Below are 17,872 nucleotides of genomic sequence, written 5' to 3'. Positions count from 1 at the left end.
CATTTTTTGATTGGGAAGGTATTCTGTTTCCTTATAGGTGTTTACATGAAATGTAGATACTTGGGGTTACGTTTTAGGATACCAGAATTTCATTACAATAATTAAGATAATCAATCATTATGCTTACAAAAATCATTGAGTTTTCTGTAAAGAATAAACTCATTATTGCATTGTTGATGTTGGGTCTTATCGGAATAGGCTCCTATCAGGTCACCAAACTGCCTATAGATGCTGTTCCGGATATCACTAATAATCAGGTACAGATTATTACAATGGCCCCGTCTTTTGGTGCAACAGATATAGAACGGCTTGTTACTTTTCCTATAGAACAGGCCAACAATAATATTTCAGGATTAAAGGAAATCAGGAGCTTTTCCAGATTTGGACTATCGCTGGTCACCATTGTCTTTGAAGATGATGTTGATATCTACTGGGCCAGGCAGCAGGTTGCTGAAAGGCTCCAGCAGGTACAGGCTGTTATCCCACAGGGAATAGGAAATCCCCAGCTTGGTCCCATTTCTACAGGACTTGGCGAAATTTTCCAATATGTCGTAAGACCTGAAAAGGGATATGAAAAAAAATACAATATCACAGAGCTTCGTACTATCCAGGATTGGGTTGTAAGAAGACAGCTGCTGGGAGTAAAGGGAGTAGCGGAAGTCAGCAGTTTTGGCGGTAAGCTGAAACAGTATGAGATTGCCGTAAATCCAGACAAGCTTAATGCCTATGGAATAACGATCAATGATATATTTGATGCGTTACAGGCAAATAATCAGAATACCGGAGGTGCCTATATTGAAAAAGGGCCTACCGTTTTATACATCAGAAGTGAAGGCTTGGTAGGAAGTATTGAAGAAATCAACAATATTTCTATTGCAACAAAAACAAATACTGTTCCTCTGTTCATAAGAGATATTGCTGAAGTGAAACCAGGTTTTGCCACCCGTTATGGAGCCATGACCTTTAATGACCAGGGAGAAGTTTCAGGAGCTGTGGTGATGATGCTTAAAGGTGAAAACAGTAATCAGGTTATAAAAAATGTAAAAGAAAAAATTACCCAGATTCAGAAAACACTTCCTAAAGGAGTTGTCATAGAACCCTTTCTGGATCGTACCAAAATGGTAAATAATGCTATTGGAACGGTAGAAAAGAACCTTACTGAAGGAGCCCTGATCGTAGTCTTTGTACTGGTCCTGTTTTTAGGAAATGTCCGCGCCGGGCTTTTGGTAGCCTCAGTAATTCCACTGGCTATGCTGTTTGCGATCTGCATGATGAACCTTTTTGGAGTCAGCGGGAACCTTATGAGCCTTGGGGCTTTGGATTTCGGGCTTATTATTGATGGGGCAGTTATTATTGTGGAATCTGTTCTGCATCAGTTTACCCATAATTCAAAATTCAAAAGAGTATTTTCTGTGGGCAAAACAGAAATGGATGCTTTAGTTACTGATTCTGCCGGAAAGATGATGAACAGTGCTGTTTTTGGACAGATTATTATTCTGATTGTTTATCTGCCAATTCTTACCCTGCAGGGAATTGAAGGGAAAATGTTCAAACCCATGGCACAGACCGTAGCTTTTGCACTGCTTGGAGCATTTTTACTTTCATTGACCTATATTCCGATGATGAGTGCGGTATTGCTGAGAAAAAGAAGCAATAAACCTACTTTATCAGACAGAATGATGAAAAAGGTAGAGAAGATCTATCTTGCAGTTTTGCTCAAACTTCTCAGAGTACCTAAAATAGTTTTTGGGGTAGTGGCAGTCTTATTTATAACAGCCGTTTTCATTTTATCCAAAATGGGAGGTGAATTTATTCCTTCCCTTGAAGAAGGAGATTTTGCCGTAGACACAAGAGTGCTTCCGGGAAGTAATTTGACCACAACAATTGAGAGTACCCAAAAAGCGGCACACATTCTCAAATCCCGATTTCCTGAGGTGCAGAAGGTCGTTACAAAGATCGGAAGCGGGGAAGTGCCTACAGACCCAATGCCGATGGATGCTTCGGATATGATGGTTATCCTGAAAGATAAAAAAGAATGGACCTCTGCCTCTACTTTTCCCGAATTAGCGGATAAAATGGGGAAACAGCTTCAGGAAGTACCCGGAATTACAGCCAGCTTTCAATATCCTGTGCAGATGCGTTTTAATGAATTGATGACCGGAGCAAGACAGGATGTAGTAGTGAAAATTTTTGGTGATGATCTGGATGTTCTTGCCCAGAATGCTCAGAAACTTGGTGAAATTATAGAAACTGTTGAAGGAACACAGAATCTTTACATCGAACCTATTTCCGGGATGCCTCAAGTAATTATAGAATACAACCGCCCTTTAATTGCCCAGTACCACCTATCTGTTGCAGATATTAACAGAATTGTCAATACGGCATTTGCCGGACAAAGTACAGGGCTGGTGTTTGAAGGTGAAAAACGCTTCGAAATGGTAGTACGCCTGGATACCAAAGACCGGAAAAATGTTACCGATATTAAGAATCTTTTGGTTCCCACACCTTTTGGAAATCAGATTCCGCTGTCTCAGCTTGCCAAAGTGGAAGTGAAGAATGGTCCCAACCAGATTCAGAGAGAAAATGCCCAAAGAAGAATTGTTGTAGGTTTTAATATAAAGGACAGGGATGTACAAAGCATTGTTGAAGAGCTGCAGGGAAAAGTAGATCAGAAAATGAAGCTCCCTACGGGTTACTATATGACCTATGGAGGATCTTTTGAGAACCTCAACAATGCCAAACAGCGCCTCATGATTGCGGTTCCTATTGCACTTGCACTTATTTTTGTAATGCTGTTTTTTGCATTTAAATCTGTAAAGGAAAGCTTACTTATTTATACTGCAATTCCTCTTTCCATCATTGGAGGAGTATTTTTTCTGGCTCTGAGAGGAATGCCTTTCAGTATCAGTGCCGGAGTAGGATTTATTGCGCTTTTCGGAGTAGCTGTACTGAACGGAATTGTTTTAATATCTGAGTTTAACCGTCTTTACAAAAGCGGAATGAGAAATATTGTAAGAATTGTTATTGACGGAGGAGAATCACGTCTCCGCCCGGTCCTTATGACTGCCTTTGTTGCTTCGCTGGGCTTTATCCCGATGGCATTGAGTAACGGGGCCGGAGCCGAAGTACAGCGGCCACTGGCTACAGTTGTTATCGGAGGATTAATAGTGGCAACTTTCCTTACTCTGTTTGTTTTACCATTGCTTTATGTAAATATTGAAAAAGGAATCAAAATGAAAAAAATGAAAAACAGAAATATAGCTTCCGTATTGGTATTTTTATTCTGTTTTATTGGACTTGAAGTAAAATCCCAAACCCCTGTTACTTTGGAGGAAGCCGTTGATGTAGCTTTGAAAAATAACCGGATTATTAAAAATGAAAAATTAAAATCTGAGTATTCAAAGGAACTTATCAGATCATCATCAGATATTCCTCAGACAGGAGTTACGATGGATTATGGCCAAATCAACAGTGCCCTGACAGATATGAAATTCGGTATTTCTCAGAATATAGCATTTCCTACTGTATATAAAAAACAAAAGAATCTTTATACGGAAGAATGGAAAAAGTCTCTGCTGAATGTTTCCCTTAAAGAATATGAGCTAAAGAAAGCCGTAAGCCTTACTTTTTATAATATTCTCTACTGGAAAGAAAAAGAAAAGCTTCTGCAGGAAACATTAAAGCTGTATACCGACTTTCTGGATAAAGCAAGCATTCGTCTGAAAGCAGGAGAAAGTAATATTTTAGAAAAAACAACTGCTTCCAACCAGAAATCTGCTATTGAAATCCAGCTGACGCAATTGAATCAGGAGCTTTCAGTTTTGAAATATCAGCTGCAATGGCTTTTGAATACTGAAACAGATTTTGTTCCTGAAGATAAAAAGTTATTTAGCGGAGGACTTAAAGAAGAGCTTAATTCACATCCTGTAATCCAGGTATTGCAGCAGCAGAAAAAAGTTTCCGAACAGCAGACAGCTCTTGAAAAAGCTAAGCTGCTTCCGGGGTTGCAGCTTGCTTACAATCTTAACAGTTTTAAAGGAACGGGGGCGGATGACAAAGTGTACGGCTCTGCACCACAATTTCATTCCGTACAGCTGGGTGTTTCGGTTCCTGTTTTTTCAGGCGGACAGAAAGCCAGAATTCAGGCTGCTAAAATTGCAGAATCTGTTGCTGAAAATGATATTTCCAATATGGAATTCAACCTGCAGAATCAGCGTAAAAAAGCATCCGGGATTTATCAGGCTAATCTTGACATTGTTTCCCGCTATGAAAGCGCAGAACTTAAAAACGCTGATGTTATCACTGAAACAGCTAAAAAACAGTTTCTTGCCGGAGAGATCAACTACCTCGAATTTGTAATATTGGTCAACCAGGCAGTCACCTTAAAAAACAGTTATACCGATGCAGTCTGGAAACTGAATCAGAGTGCTATAGAATTGGAATATCTTACTTTAAACCCATAATAATGAAACGTAAATTTAAAATCATATCATATTCTCTGCCAATAATAGGACTGCTCATGTTTTATGAGTGTAAAGACCATGGAAAAACGGAGCCGGTACCAGCAGCAGTCTCTTCCAAAGATGAAAACGTAGTAACGCTTACTGAAGCCCAATTAAAAAATGCTCCTATAGCAACTACAACCCTTTCTTTACAGAAGATATCTTCGCTTTTAAAGCTTAATGGAATGATTGATGTTCCTCCGCAAAACCTGGTTTCAGTAAGTATTCCACTGGGCGGATATCTCAAATCCAGCAGTCTGTTGCCAGGAAAGCCGGTTTCAAAAGGACAGGTGATTGCCGTTATTGAAAACCCGCAGTTTATCCAGCTTCAGCAGGATTATTTAATGGCAAGGTCTAAAATGCATTTTGCCGAACTGGACTACAACCGTCAGAAGACCCTTAATCAAAGTCAGGCTACCAGTGATAAAGTTATGCAACAAGCCCAGTCTGAAATGAACAGCCAGAAAATCCTGATGAACTCCCTGGCACAGCAGCTCCGCCTTATCAATATTAACCCAGCATCGCTGAATTCCGGGAATATTAAAAAAAGCGTTCCGGTTTACAGCAGCATCAATGGGTTTGTGAGTAAAGTAAATGTGAATATCGGAAAATATGTAAATCCTTCGGATGTCCTTTTTGAACTCATCAATCCGGATGATATACATCTTAACCTTAAAGTATATGAAAAAGATCTTGGAAACCTCAAAATGGGACAACGGTTTACGGCCTACACGAATGCAGCTCCTGATAAGAAATATTACGGAGAGATTATTCTGATCAGTAAGGATGTTAACCCGGGAGGTATGGCTGAAGTACACTGTCATTTTGAAAAATATGACCAGAGCCTTGTACCGGGAATGTATATGAATGCAGAAATAGAAACAAGTACCTCTTTTTCCAATGCGGTTCCTGAAGAAAGCATTGTCAATTTTGAAGGAAAAAGCTTTGTTTTTGTGGAAGAGAAAACACGTACCTACCGCCTGACACCTGTAACATTGGGTGAAACAGAGAACGGGTTCATACAGATACTTAATACCGATGATTTTAAAAATAAGAAAATTGTCACCAAGAATGCTTATACCCTTCTTATGAAACTTAAGAACACTGCAGATGAATAATAAAAGAACTTATAGATAAATACAAATTATGAAAACATCATCTTTAATAAAAATAGGAGCAGGCTTTATAGTTCTGTTTCTCATCGTTATCCAATTTTTTGATACTGATAAGAATATATCAGCCACTCCTTCTGAAAATGCAATTGAAAAACATTATCAGGTGTCATCCCACGTACAGGGCTTATTAAAAACAAGCTGTTACGATTGTCATTCTAATAATACGGCATATCCCTGGTATAGTAATATACAGCCGGTAAAATGGTGGTTGGCAGATCACGTCAATTCAGGGAAGAGGCATTTGAATTTTGATGAATTTAATACCTATACTAAAGAAAGAAAATTGAAGAAATTAGATGAAATTGTCGAAACCGTTAAAGAGGGAGAAATGCCGCTTAGCTCGTATACAATAATCCATCATAATGCAAAATTATCTTCTACGGATAAATCGGAAATAGAAAAATGGGTGGTTCAGGTTAAAAAGGAGATCAATTAATAATTAAAATCATCAATATTATTCTGTTATGACAAAAACATTCAGTAATTTTAATACTACATCCATTTCACATGAATTATAATATCCCTGAAAATCTCAAAGGTCTTACAGAAGCGGAAGTGGAAGCTTCCCGAAAAAAATACGGATATAACCGGCTGGAAGCGGTTAAAAAAGAAACATGGGCAGATATGCTTATTGATATTCTGAAAGAACCCATGCTTATTTTATTGATATGTGTTTCACTTATCTATGTAATCATAGGTGACTATGGTGAGGCTTTATTTATGTTGGTTGCGATAATAGGAGTAACGGCTATCTCTTTCTATCAGGATAACCGAAGTAAAAAGGCCCTGGAAGAACTTGAAAAATTGAACGAGCCTTTAAGTACGGTTATAAGAAATTCAAAGATTATTAAAGTACCCACTTTTGAAATTGCTGTGGGAGATCTCTGTATTACCGAAGAAGGAAATTTGATCAATGCAGATGGTACCATTGTACATAGCAATGATTTTTCCGTTAATCAGTCTTCACTTACAGGGGAGAGCTTTTCTGTTTTTAAAGACAGCAAATCAGAAGATAATAAAGTATACAGCGGAACAATTACTGTTTCCGGTCTTGCCGTTTTTGAGGTAGAACAAATAGGAAAAGAAACCAAAGTAGGAAAAATAGGGCAGTCTATACTAGGAATAAAAGAAGAAATATCTCCTTTACAGCTCCAGATCCGGAATTTTGTAAAAGGTATGGCCATTATTGGACTGATAATTTTTTTGGCGGTATGTATTTTCAGCTATATTAAAACGGAAGACTTTGTGACCAGCTTATTAAGTGGTTTGACTTTGGCGATGTCTGTACTTCCTGAGGAAATTCCTGTAGCTTTTACCACCTTTATGGCTTTGGGTGCCTGGAAGCTGATGCGGGAAGGAATTATTATTAAACGAAGCAGTATTGTCGAAACGTTGGGAAGTGTTACAGTGATATGTACAGATAAAACGGGAACAATTACGGAAAACTCAATGCAGCTAAAGCATCTTTATGATTATAAGTCTGATACGATTTATGAACAGGAGAATTTCAAGACAAAAGAGCTGGATGAACTTATTGATTATGCGATGTGGAGCAGTGAGCCAGTTCCGTTTGATCCGATGGAAATAACCTTACATAAGGTGTATGAGCAGACTCAGGATTCTGACGACAGAAAAAATTATCAGTTATTTCATGAATATCCGTTGGAAGGAAAACCTCCTATGATGACCCATCTTTTTGAAAATGAACAAAAAGAGAGAATTATTGCGGCAAAAGGTGCTCCTGAAGCAATTCTTACTGTTTCTGAACTTTCAGAAGAGGAAAAGAATAAAATCAGAAATATTGTAAAAGAATTTGGTGAAAAGGGATATCGGGTTCTTGGAGTTGCCAAATCTCATTTCGAAGGAAATAATTTCCCTGAAAACCAGCAGGATTTTAGTTTTGAATTTTTAGGACTGACCGCATTTTATGATCCTCCAAAAAAAGAAATAAAAGAAGTTCTTCAGCATATTTATAACGCAGGGATTAAGGTAAAGGTAATTACAGGGGATAATGCGGATACCACAAAGGCCATTGCATTGCAGGCCGGGATTATCAATAATGCTCCGGCTGTTAATGGGAGTGAGGTCACCGCAAGTTCAGAAGATGATTTAATGAAGCTTTCTGAAAAAACGACTCTGTTTACAAGAATGTTTCCTGAAGCAAAGCTTGAAGTGGTGAATGCGCTGAAAGCACAAGGTAACGTAGTGGCCATGTTGGGAGATGGTGTGAACGACGGACCTGCATTAAAAGCTGCCCATATAGGAGTCGCAATGGGAAATAAAGGAACCGAAATTGCCAAATCAGCAGCAGCACTCGTCATTACGAATGATGATCTTGAAAAGCTGGTAGTAGGAATTGCTGCGGGGCGGAGAATTTATGCCAATATCAAAAAAGCTGTTCAGTATATTATTTCTATTCATATTCCCATTATCCTTACAGTTTCTTTGCCTTTATTCCTGGGATGGGTATTCCCTCACATATTTACTCCGGTTCATGTTATTTTTCTTGAACTGGTAATGGGACCTACCTGTTCCATTGTGTATGAAAATGAGCCTATTGAAAAAGATGCAATGCAAAGGCCTCCAAGAGTGCTTACAGATACATTTCTGAACTGGGGAGAGCTTATGGTAAGTATTATTCAGGGACTGGTTATCACAGCAGGAATACTATGGATATATCAACATTCTGTCCACCTGGGGAATGATGAGCCTACAACAAGAGCTTGGGTGTTCAGTACTTTAATATTTGCGAATATTTTACTGAGTTTGGTAAATCGATCTTTCCATTACAGTATTTTTGAAAGTTTTAAAAATCGCAATTATTTATTAGTAGGTATTTCCGCGTTGGTTCTTGTATTATTGTTTGTTATTCTATATGTGAAGCCGGTATCAGGATTCTTTAGTGTAGCGCCTCTTACAGTAAAAGAATTAGGATTAACATTCCTTACTGCTGCAGTTTCTGTGCTTTGGTTTGAGATTTATAAGCTTCTAAAAAGGCTTTTGGAAAGGAAATAAAAAATAATGATTCCTAATAAAATATTTTATAATTTTGATTTGTGAAAAAATTGATTTCCATACTGTTATTGTCACTGTATTTAATTTCAACAACTGAAGTATATCAGCTGTTGAAAATTCCGACTTTGATAGAACATTATTGGGAACACAAAAAGTTGAATCCGGAAATGTCTCTTACAGCGTTTCTGAAAACCCATTATGAAAATCCCGTTAAAGACGGAGACTATGGCAAAGATCAGAAACTGCCGTTTGTAATTCATTCAGCACCATTAACTTTGATATTCACGATTCACCCAGGCTTTTGTTTTGAAGCAAAGGCTGAAAGTTTCAGACCATTACAATCTCATAAAATTCCTTCAAAAGATGAAGATTTTTGTTACAAAGGATTTACAGGATCGGTCTGGGAACCACCGAAATCTTTGTCCATATAATCTATTTAATTTGATTGATCTACAATCAAACAACATCTTATTCTCTAAAATCATTATAAAAATTAAATAATGAAAACACTATTTTCAGCCATATTAATGGTTGTATTCGCTGTTGGCATTCAAGCGCAGAGTCGTTGGGAAAGTGCCAAAAAACTGGCGTCCCAAAATAAAGAACTTATTTTACTGAACTTTTCAGGTTCAGATTGGTGTATTCCATGCATCAAACTTCATAAGAATATCATTGAAACCGATGAATTTAAAAAGCTGGAAACAGAAAATATCGCTGTTTACATCAATGCAGATTTTCCAAGAAACAAAAAGAATCAGCTTTCTCCGGAATTGAAAAAAGAAAATGCATCGCTTGCTGATCAATATAATCCGAAAGGACTTTTTCCTTACACCCTTTTATTGAATTCGGAGGGAAAGGTTTTGAAAAGCTGGGAAGGGCTTCCATCTGAAAATGCTTTAGCTTTCACCAAAGAAGTACGGGATATTAAAGAAAACCAAAATAAATAAGATCATATGTTGAGAGAATTCAAAAGACCTCAGAAATTAATGGGGAACGCTTTTGAAATTACCGTTGTAAGTGACAATGAAAATTTGGCTAATCAGCATATTGATGCAGCTATTGACGAAATTCGGAGGATTGAAAGACTTTTAACTACTTTCAACGACGAAAGCCAAACCCATCTTATCAATAAAAATGCAGGCATAAAGCCTGTGAAAGTAGATGGGGAAATCTTTGGTTTAATTGAAAGAAGTTTGAGAATCAGTAAAATTACAGACGGATATTTTGATATTTCTTACGGTGGAATCGACAAAAGCTTCTGGAATTTTGACCGGCAGATGCAACAACTTCCTGATCCTGAACTGATCAAAAAACATCTGAAATTGGTTAATTATCATAACATCATTCTTGACCATCACAATCAAACAGTTTTCCTGAAAGAAAAAGGAATGAGAATAGGTTTTGGGGGAATTGGGAAAGGTTATGCAGCGGAGATGGCAAAAAGACTTCTTCAGAATAGAGGTGTAGAATCAGGAATTGTAAATGCATCAGGGGATTTAACAGCCTGGGGAAATCAGGCAGACGGAAAACCATGGACGGTTGGAATTGCTGATCCTGATAACGCCGGAAAACCATTTTCTTACATGAATATTACTGATATGGCGGTAGCAACATCTGGGAATTACGAAAAATTCGTGGTCATCAACGGGAAAAAATATTCTCATACCATTAATCCAAAAACAGGAATGCCTGTTTCGGGGGTGAAAAGTGTTACAATCTTTTGTCCTAATGCAGAAATTGCTGATGCAATGGCAACTCCTGTAAGCATTATGGGAATTGATGCGTCACTTAATATGGTAAACCAGATCAATCATCTGGAATGCATCATTATCGATGATCAGGACAATATATATTCCTCTCAAAATATTAATTTAAAATGAAGTTTTAGATTTCATTTTATAACTAAAACAAATTCAATTCAAATGAAAAATTTTATAAAAATAATAATAACAGGCTTTTTTATTTTCCTGGTTGGTTCAATGCATTCTTGCACAACCGTAAAAGAATATGAAAAAAATAAACTTAATGATGCTGAAATGGTGTTGGGAAACAGAACCATTGAAAAAACAGAACTCAGCTTTCAATCCTACAGAGAAGGTTCTTCGGGAGCCAATGCAGGGAAAGTGGGAGGCGGATGCGGTTGTAATTAAAGTAAAATTTAAGTGTGATTTAAAATGAAAAAAATTATAATAAGCATTTTTGCTCTTTTCGGAATTTTCAACGCAAAAGCACAGGAAAACTCAAATAATGAACAGCCTAAAAAGCTTAGTTTTGATGAAGCTAATTTGGTGTCCAGTTATTATAAGCAGGATGGAAATAACTCGGCGGTTACGGGCGGAATAGGAACCGAAAAATTAACTGACATTTCTAATACCATTGATGTAACAATGGTAAAATATGATAAAAATGCCAGAAAAAATAAATTCAATTTCAGCGTGGGGATAGATCATTATACTTCCGCCTCTTCCGATATGATAGATTTAAAGGCCAATTCATCCGCTTCCCATGCAGACAATAGAATTTATCCTGCTCTTAGCTGGAGTCGGGAAAATGATACGAAGGGAACCACTTTAATGGCTGGAGTTTCGTTTTCAACAGAGTTTGATTATCAGTCTTATGGCGCCAATATCGGCTTTTCGCAAAAAACAAAAAATAGAATGGGGGAGTTTACAGCGAAATTTCAGGCTTATCTCGATCAGGTAAAACTGATTGCCCCGATTGAGCTTAGAACAAATGGAAGCACAGGAGGGGAACACGAAAACTACGGAACCAGCGGAAGAAATACTTTTGCACTGTCCCTATCTTATTCACAGATCATCAACCAGAATTTTCAGGTTGAATTTTTGGCGGATGGAGTTCAGCAGACAGGATATTTAAGTTTGCCTTTCCATCGTGTTTACTTTACGGACAATTCAGTTCATCAGGAAGCTTTGCCTGATAAACGATTTAAAATTCCTTTGGGGATAAGAGCGAATTATTTCCTGGGGGATAAAGTTATTTTGAGAGCGTATTATCGTTATTATACCGACGATTGGGGGTTGAAGTCCAATACATTCAGTCTGGAAACACCGGTGAAAATTTCGCCTTTTGTTTCGGTAAGTCCGTTTTACAGATATTATTCTCAGACAGCAGCTAAATATTTTGCACCTTATCAGCAGCATACTGCTTTTGATGACTTTTATACGAGTAATTATGACCTTTCGAAATTTAACAGTAACTTTTATGGAGCAGGAATCAGAATCAGTCCGAAAAATGGTTTATTTGGAGTGGAAAGGCTGAATATGCTGGAAATCAGATATGGGCATTATACAAAATCTGTTGGAATGAAATCAGATATTATTTCATTAAACCTGAGATTCAAATAAAATCTTTTCTGGTTATAATAATCAAGATTAAACTCCTATTAAGATGTGTATTGAAAAAGGCGCTACTTAAAACAAGTGGCGCCTTTTGGCTATTTGTTACCTTGACTAGGCGATTGGGTAAAAAAATGTAAAGTAAAATCTATATAGTTACCAAATTTTATTTCAAAAATAGGGTAAATCTCTTTTCGTTGATGGCTTAAATAATACTAAAAGCAGATAGTCTTTTAAAAATTGGCAATACGGACTAATTGTTCAATATTGATTAAACGAATTTTACGTCCTTCAATTTTGATTAGTTTTTCCTGCTTGAAATCATTGAGAATACGGGCTAATGTTTCTCTTGCAGTTCCCACCATATTGGCTAGATCAATTCGGGATAGCGTGATAAAAACATTTTCCTTGGACTCGTTAGATGTATATTTATCATGAAGGATCAATAAGCTGAGAGCGGCCCGTTCTCTAACGGTTCGATGTGATAATACAGCCATGAGGTTGGCCATGACACTAAACTCGTGACTAAGGGACTTTAGTAATAGTCTTGAAAAAACTGATGACTGATCAAGGATGTGTAAGAAATCCTCTTTTGAAATAAATGAGATTACAGAATTTTCAAGGGTTAATGTGGTATCTCCATAAGTCTCATTACTTAAAATAGCAGAATATCCGAAAAATTCCCCCGAACTGTAAATGTAAATAATTTGCTCTCTGCCATCATTATCTACCTTGTACTTCTTTATTTTACCTTCATTTAAATAGTAAATACCGGTGGGTTTTGTACCGTCTGTAAATATAGCTTCATGATTACGGTAGTTTTTACTTTTCATCGCAGTGACGAGTAAATTTTTATCATACTCAGGAAGCTCGTTAAAAAGATATTGATTATTAAAAATAAATTTTGAAATCATAATTTTTTACTTCTTAAATATTGAAAAAGAACTCAAAATTTAACCTAAATCACATTTTAAGCCTACTTAAATCACCAAGTTTTCTTTCTAAACAGATTATTTTTGCAAAAGTAAGAAAATTGCTCTTGAAATGGGAAAGAAAGTCTTTTTTAAGAAATGAACCAAATATAATGAAGAATCTAGAGATAAATTATTATATAACGACTTTTCAAATATACTGGATAAATAATAAACATGTACTCTTCATATACATACTGATATAGCTAAATTTTTTTAATCTTTTATTTATCCAGTTGTTTTTTATTGAAAATAACAAATAATGAGTAATGTTTACGATAATATCCTTGGCCTAATAGGAAACACTCCTATGGTGAAGCTTAATACTGTTACAAAAGATATTCCTGCAACCGTTTATGCCAAGTTAGAATCATATAATCCTGGACATTCCACTAAAGATAGAATTGCACTTCACATTATAGAAAACGCTGAGAAAAAAGGCTTATTAAAAGAAGATTCTGTAGTTGTAGAAACTACTTCCGGAAATACAGGTTTTTCTATTGCAATGGTCTGCATCATTAAAGGATATAAATGTATACTTGCTGTAAGTGATAAGACAAAGCCGGAAAAAATAGCTTATCTGAAAGCACTTGGAGCTACAGTTTATATATGTCCTGCTAATGTTCCAGCAGATGATCCAAGATCTTATTATGAAGTTGCTAAAAGAATCGCTTCAGAAACACCAAATTCAGTTTACATCAATCAGTATTTTAATGAGCTAAATATTGATGCCCATTACCAAACTACCGGACCTGAAATTTGGGAGCAGACAGGAGGTAAGATCACTCACCTTTTTGCCTGCACTGGAACTGGTGGAACTTTATCGGGATCAGCAAAATTCTTGAAAGAGAAAAACCCTGATATCAAGGTGATCGGTGTTGATGCCGATGGTTCTATTCTCAAAAGCTATCATGAGACAGGTGAGATTCATAAAGAAGATGTTCACCCTTATCAGATCGAAGGAATGGGAAAAAATTTAATCCCTTCTGCCCTGCTTTTTGATAAAATAGATGAATTTGTAAGAGTAAACGATGAAATGTCTGCTTACAGAACCCGTGAAATAGCTTTAAAAGAGGCAATTATGGGAGGTTATACTACAGGAGCAGTTACTCAGGCATTAATGCAATATGCACAATCTCATGAGTTTTCTGAAAACGATATCGTTGTTTTAATATATCCTGATCATGGTTCAAGATACATTACCAAAGTGTATAGCGACAAATGGATGGCAGAACAGGGATTCGTCAACAACTGTGTTCATAATTATAACGAAGTATCGAAAATAGAATTCATTAAATAAAAGGAAAGTTTACGATTTTTTGAGAGAATCCTGTAACAGATATTGAAGTATTTATTGTAACTGTTAAAATTAGGGTAGATATGTTTAGACATAGAGGAAAAAACAGAACTTATTTTCATAATCTTAAATTAGCATCACTTCTTTCATTTGTTGCAGGGACAGTTAATATTGTTGGAGTATTATCAATTAAAGTATTAACAACGAATATTACTGGGCATTTTGCTTTTTTTTCTGAAGAAGTAGTGCTGAAAGATTATTATGCAGCTGTTGTCTACCTATTATTTATTGCATGTTTTTTGCTAGGAGCTTTCTGTTCGAGCCTTCTGGTAGAATTTGTATCCGGGTTCAGAAAAATACGATCTCATCTTATTCCTTTACTGATAGAAATTTTTATTTTGTGCTTCATTGGACTATCAGCTGATTTAAAAATAGCAATCAGTCCGAATACAATTGCTTGTCTTTTACTTTTTGCAATGGGATTGCAGAATTCTTTAGTTACAAGAGTATCTCAATCAGTTGTAAGAACGACACATCTTACAGGTATTTTCACTGACTTAGGGATTGAAATGTCGAAATTGTTTTTTTACCGTAAGGGAATTGTATACAACCACCTAAAAAAAAGTATTATGTTAAAAATTGTAATTGTACTATGTTTCTTTTCAGGAGGTGTAACAGGAGGTTTTATTTACGAAGCCTTTCGTTTAAAAACATTATTGTTTTCTGTAGGCGTACTTTTTTTCGTCATCTGGTACGATAGAATATTATATAGATATTATGTGCTAAAAAGAAAATTAAGATGAATGAGCTCCTTTGAAAGCTAGTTTTGGCTAATTTTCATATTGAAAGAAGTTAATATATCAGTACTGTTTTCTGAGGTTTCAGCTGTATTTTTTATTCTATTATTGAGAGCTAATGATGCATCAAGAATTAAGGATTCAATTGTTGTATAAACTGCAGAAATAAAGAGTTTTTTATTTTTACTTTGAAAATTGAAAAGTCGGTCTATCAATGAATATCTTATCATATTTTTGGGTGCATGAGCATATGGGAAAATAAAAATATTGCTTCTTGAATTGAAAAATAAGATCGAATATAAACAAACAGGGTTATTAGAATAATGTTCATAAAAAAGAGAGGAAAAAGAAACCATATAAATTTCTTGTCTTTTATAATCATTAAATGAGAGCGTCTTATGAGGTCCCATAAAAACAACACTGTTTCCTTTTACATAATAAGTTTGATCTTCAATAGTAATGGTAAGGTCATCAAGTACAAATAAAATACAAAAATATTCTAATGTATTAAAATCTGATTTTCCTTGTTTCTTTTTAATAATATGGCTTAACGGATTAATACTGAATCCTGTTTGTGCAAGTTCTTCTTTTATATGTATCATTGATCTTAATTCGAGATTAATCTAGTGAAAAATTCTTATTAAAGTACGTTATTTTGATTATCTGAAAGTTTGACTTAAATCAAATTTTGGAAAGATGTAGATCATTAAATTTTGTTCACAAAGAGACTACTTTTGCCTGAAAGTAAAAAGGTGATCTTGAAATGAATCATTTGGAAAGTTTAAAGGAAATCGGAATTTTATACTCAAAAGAGATCTTTTGGAATCTATCAGAAGCCCAGTTAATTTCGCAAACCTTAAGAAAAGGGCAGGGTATTACAACAGAATCAGGGGCACTGGCTTGTGATACTGGTGAGTTTACGGGGCGTTCCCCAAAAGATAAATATGTAGTCTTAGATGAAAATACCCAAAACTCGATTTGGTGGGGAGAAGTAAATCATCCGTTTTTGCCTGAAGATTTCGACCGATTATATAATCGTGTAGTTGCTCATCTTTCAGAAAGTGAAATTTATGTTAAAGATGTTTATGCTTGTGCAAAACCTGAATATCGTTTAAATATCAGGGTTATTACTGAAAATCCATGGCAAAGCTTATTTGCCAACAACTTATTTTTAAGGCTTAATGAAAAAGAGCTTGAAGTATTTAAACACGAATGGCTCATCCTTGCAGTACCAAGTTTCAAAGCTGTTCCTGAAACTGATAAAACCCGTCAGCATAATTTTACGATTATCAATTTCACAAAAAAAATCATTCTTATCGGAGGAAGTGCATACACCGGTGAAATTAAAAAAGGCATTTTTACGGTATTGAATTATATTCTTCCACATGAGAAACAAGTCTTATCAATGCACTGTTCAGCCAATGTTGGCCAGGATGGAGATACCTCTGTGTTTTTTGGACTTTCCGGAACAGGAAAAACGACACTTTCAGCAGATCCGGCCAGAAAATTAATAGGAGATGATGAGCATGGATGGGATAACGACAATGTTTTTAATTTTGAAGGGGGATGTTATGCTAAATGTGTGAATTTAAGTCAAGAGAAAGAACCTCAGATTTTCGCTGCGATTCGTCCAGGTACTTTGCTTGAAAATGTACGGTTTTTTGAGGGAACAGACATTGTTAATTATGATGATACTTCTGTCACTGAAAACACCAGAGCTGCTTATCCGATCGACTTTATTGATAATGCAATCCATCCTTCTGTTGGAGGTATTCCCAATAATATTTTCTTTTTGACCTGTGATGCTTTTGGTGTACTGCCTCCGATTTCAAAACTAACAACTCGGCAGGCGATGTATCATTTTATTTCGGGATATACGGCAAAAGTAGCCGGAACCGAAGATGGAATTACTGAACCACAGACCACATTTTCAGCATGCTTCGGAAAACCTTTTCTTCCCCTTCATCCTACAAAATACGCTGAACTTTTAGGGAAAAAGCTGAATGAAAATAATGTAAACGTTTGGTTGATTAATACAGGTTGGTCAGGAGGCTCTTACGGAGTAGGAGAACGTATAAAACTGTCTTACACGAGAGCTATGATTACTGCTGCATTAGAAAACAAATTCGAAAATGTAAGTTTTATAAGTGATGCTGTTTTTGGTCTTCAAATGCCTGTACAGTGTGAAGGTGTTCCTTCTGAAATCCTGAATCCTAAAAATACTTGGGCAGACCCATCTCAATATGATAAAAAAGCCCTACATCTAGCTAATCAATTTACGGAGAACTTTAAAGAGTTTGAATCTTTTGCCAGTAATAAAATTATAGAAGGGGGGCCTATTCAAAAAAAAATCAATTAAAATAAAGAGCAAATAGAAATGGAAATTCCTAAAAACCTTTTGTATACTGAAGACCATGAATGGGTGAAAATAGAAAATGATATTGCATATATTGGAATAACTGATTTTGCACAACGTGAATTGGGGGATATTGTATATGTTGAAATTGAAACTCTTGGAGAGAATTTACAACAACATGCTATATTTGGGACAGTTGAAGCAGTGAAAACAGTATCAGATCTTTTTTTGCCGCTCGCAGGTGAAGTACTAGAAATCAATCCGAAATTGGAATCAAATCCTGAATTTGTAAATTCTGACCCTTATGGAGAGGGATGGATGATTAAAATAAAGATTAATAATATGTCTGATTCAGAGGGACTCTTGAAAGCTGAATCATATGTTTCCTTAATTGGTTTATAAC

General features: G+C 36.0%; 15 protein-coding genes. 13 read left to right on the top strand and 2 right to left on the bottom strand.

Translation table 11 applies throughout. The features are described 5' to 3' along the window. The first annotated feature begins 119 nt into the window (after positions 1 to 119). From MKS83_RS06375 to MKS83_RS06335, 9 genes are all read left to right on the top strand, one after another. A complete protein-coding gene (locus MKS83_RS06375) occupies positions 120 to 4,463 on the top strand; it encodes a CusA/CzcA family heavy metal efflux RND transporter (RefSeq protein WP_240582441.1) in 4,344 nt (1,447 codons plus the stop codon). A 2-nt stretch (positions 4,464 to 4,465) separates the two neighbouring features. Next, complete coding sequence (locus MKS83_RS06370; protein WP_153394621.1) at positions 4,466 to 5,620, top strand: efflux RND transporter periplasmic adaptor subunit; 1,155 nt, start codon at positions 4,466 to 4,468, stop codon at positions 5,618 to 5,620. Between the two features lie 28 nt (positions 5,621 to 5,648). Next, entirely contained in the window at positions 5,649 to 6,113 is a 465-nt protein-coding gene (locus MKS83_RS06365; RefSeq protein WP_240582440.1) for a heme-binding domain-containing protein, read from the top strand. Between the two features lie 71 nt (positions 6,114 to 6,184). Beyond that, positions 6,185 to 8,692: a cation-translocating P-type ATPase gene (locus MKS83_RS06360; protein ID WP_240581665.1), complete on the top strand. Its 2,508-nt coding sequence runs from the start codon at positions 6,185 to 6,187 to the stop codon at positions 8,690 to 8,692. 41 nt (positions 8,693 to 8,733) lie between these two features. Further along, positions 8,734 to 9,123: a hypothetical protein gene (locus MKS83_RS06355; RefSeq protein ID WP_240581666.1), complete on the top strand. Its 390-nt coding sequence runs from the start codon at positions 8,734 to 8,736 to the stop codon at positions 9,121 to 9,123. 69 nt (positions 9,124 to 9,192) lie between these two features. Further along, positions 9,193 to 9,639, top strand: coding sequence for a thioredoxin family protein (locus MKS83_RS06350; protein ID WP_240581667.1), 447 nt, complete (start codon positions 9,193 to 9,195; stop codon positions 9,637 to 9,639). 6 nt (positions 9,640 to 9,645) lie between these two features. Next, on the top strand, positions 9,646 to 10,572 hold the full coding sequence (locus tag MKS83_RS06345; RefSeq protein WP_240581668.1) for an FAD:protein FMN transferase: 927 nt from the start codon (positions 9,646 to 9,648) through the stop codon (positions 10,570 to 10,572). 42 nt (positions 10,573 to 10,614) lie between these two features. Further along, the gene (locus MKS83_RS06340) at positions 10,615 to 10,842 is read left to right on the top strand and encodes a DUF4266 domain-containing protein (RefSeq protein ID WP_153394610.1); all 228 of its coding nucleotides are present in this window, start codon (positions 10,615 to 10,617) and stop codon (positions 10,840 to 10,842) included. A 24-nt stretch (positions 10,843 to 10,866) separates the two neighbouring features. Continuing rightward, positions 10,867 to 12,057 carry a DUF3570 domain-containing protein gene (locus MKS83_RS06335; RefSeq protein ID WP_240582439.1) on the top strand — a complete coding sequence of 397 codons (1,191 nt, stop codon included), beginning with the start codon at positions 10,867 to 10,869 and terminating at the stop codon, positions 12,055 to 12,057. Positions 12,058 to 12,281: 224 nt separating this feature from the next. On the opposite strand, the gene MKS83_RS06330 is transcribed toward MKS83_RS06335, so the two are convergent. Then, a complete protein-coding gene (locus tag MKS83_RS06330; protein WP_153394606.1) occupies positions 12,282 to 12,962 on the bottom strand; it encodes a Crp/Fnr family transcriptional regulator in 681 nt (226 codons plus the stop codon). Between the two features lie 319 nt (positions 12,963 to 13,281). Between MKS83_RS06330 and MKS83_RS06325 the strand changes: the two genes are divergently transcribed. Both MKS83_RS06325 and MKS83_RS06320 read left to right on the top strand, forming a co-directional pair. Continuing rightward, a complete protein-coding gene (locus MKS83_RS06325) occupies positions 13,282 to 14,319 on the top strand; it encodes a PLP-dependent cysteine synthase family protein (RefSeq protein ID WP_240582438.1) in 1,038 nt (345 codons plus the stop codon). A gap of 80 nt (positions 14,320 to 14,399) precedes the next feature. Beyond that, positions 14,400 to 15,119, top strand: coding sequence for a YoaK family protein (locus tag MKS83_RS06320; protein WP_240582437.1), 720 nt, complete (start codon positions 14,400 to 14,402; stop codon positions 15,117 to 15,119). 17 nt (positions 15,120 to 15,136) lie between these two features. Here MKS83_RS06320 and MKS83_RS06315 read toward each other — a convergent pair whose 3' ends face one another. After that, positions 15,137 to 15,715, bottom strand: coding sequence for a hypothetical protein (locus MKS83_RS06315; protein WP_153394600.1), 579 nt, complete (start codon positions 15,713 to 15,715; stop codon positions 15,137 to 15,139). Between the two features lie 161 nt (positions 15,716 to 15,876). Between MKS83_RS06315 and pckA the strand changes: the two genes are divergently transcribed. Together pckA and gcvH are read left to right on the top strand one after the other, a co-directional pair. Further along, on the top strand, positions 15,877 to 17,472 hold the full coding sequence (gene pckA / locus MKS83_RS06310; protein WP_240582436.1) for a phosphoenolpyruvate carboxykinase (ATP): 1,596 nt from the start codon (positions 15,877 to 15,879) through the stop codon (positions 17,470 to 17,472). 18 nt (positions 17,473 to 17,490) lie between these two features. Beyond that, complete coding sequence (gene gcvH, locus MKS83_RS06305) at positions 17,491 to 17,871, top strand: glycine cleavage system protein GcvH (RefSeq protein ID WP_153394596.1); 381 nt, start codon at positions 17,491 to 17,493, stop codon at positions 17,869 to 17,871. Position 17,872 lies beyond the last annotated feature (1 nt).

The organism is Chryseobacterium sp. Y16C, assembly GCF_022488405.1.
GTDB classification, from domain to species: domain Bacteria; phylum Bacteroidota; class Bacteroidia; order Flavobacteriales; family Weeksellaceae; genus Chryseobacterium; species Chryseobacterium geocarposphaerae.
Note: the sequence above shows the minus strand (reverse complement) of the source record. Positions and strands in the feature narration are given on the sequence as shown.

What these genes read in the sequence shown, in the direction of transcription:
- MKS83_RS06325 (WP_240582438.1), top strand. Translation starts at nt 13,282, where the DNA reads ATGAGTAATGTTTACGATAATATCCTTGGCCTAATAGGAAACACTCCT.
- pckA (WP_240582436.1), top strand. Translation starts at nt 15,877, where the DNA reads ATGAATCATTTGGAAAGTTTAAAGGAAATCGGAATTTTATACTCAAAA.
- MKS83_RS06350 (WP_240581667.1), top strand. Translation starts at nt 9,193, where the DNA reads ATGAAAACACTATTTTCAGCCATATTAATGGTTGTATTCGCTGTTGGC.
- MKS83_RS06345 (WP_240581668.1), top strand. Translation starts at nt 9,646, where the DNA reads ATGTTGAGAGAATTCAAAAGACCTCAGAAATTAATGGGGAACGCTTTT.
- MKS83_RS06365 (WP_240582440.1), top strand. Translation starts at nt 5,649, where the DNA reads ATGAAAACATCATCTTTAATAAAAATAGGAGCAGGCTTTATAGTTCTG.
- MKS83_RS06320 (WP_240582437.1), top strand. Translation starts at nt 14,400, where the DNA reads ATGTTTAGACATAGAGGAAAAAACAGAACTTATTTTCATAATCTTAAA.
- gcvH (WP_153394596.1), top strand. Translation starts at nt 17,491, where the DNA reads ATGGAAATTCCTAAAAACCTTTTGTATACTGAAGACCATGAATGGGTG.
- MKS83_RS06375 (WP_240582441.1), top strand. Translation starts at nt 120, where the DNA reads ATGCTTACAAAAATCATTGAGTTTTCTGTAAAGAATAAACTCATTATT.
- MKS83_RS06360 (WP_240581665.1), top strand. Translation starts at nt 6,185, where the DNA reads ATGAATTATAATATCCCTGAAAATCTCAAAGGTCTTACAGAAGCGGAA.
- MKS83_RS06330 (WP_153394606.1), bottom strand. Translation starts at nt 12,962, where the DNA reads ATGATTTCAAAATTTATTTTTAATAATCAATATCTTTTTAACGAGCTT.
- MKS83_RS06340 (WP_153394610.1), top strand. Translation starts at nt 10,615, where the DNA reads ATGAAAAATTTTATAAAAATAATAATAACAGGCTTTTTTATTTTCCTG.
- MKS83_RS06315 (WP_153394600.1), bottom strand. Translation starts at nt 15,715, where the DNA reads ATGATACATATAAAAGAAGAACTTGCACAAACAGGATTCAGTATTAAT.
- MKS83_RS06370 (WP_153394621.1), top strand. Translation starts at nt 4,466, where the DNA reads ATGAAACGTAAATTTAAAATCATATCATATTCTCTGCCAATAATAGGA.
- MKS83_RS06335 (WP_240582439.1), top strand. Translation starts at nt 10,867, where the DNA reads ATGAAAAAAATTATAATAAGCATTTTTGCTCTTTTCGGAATTTTCAAC.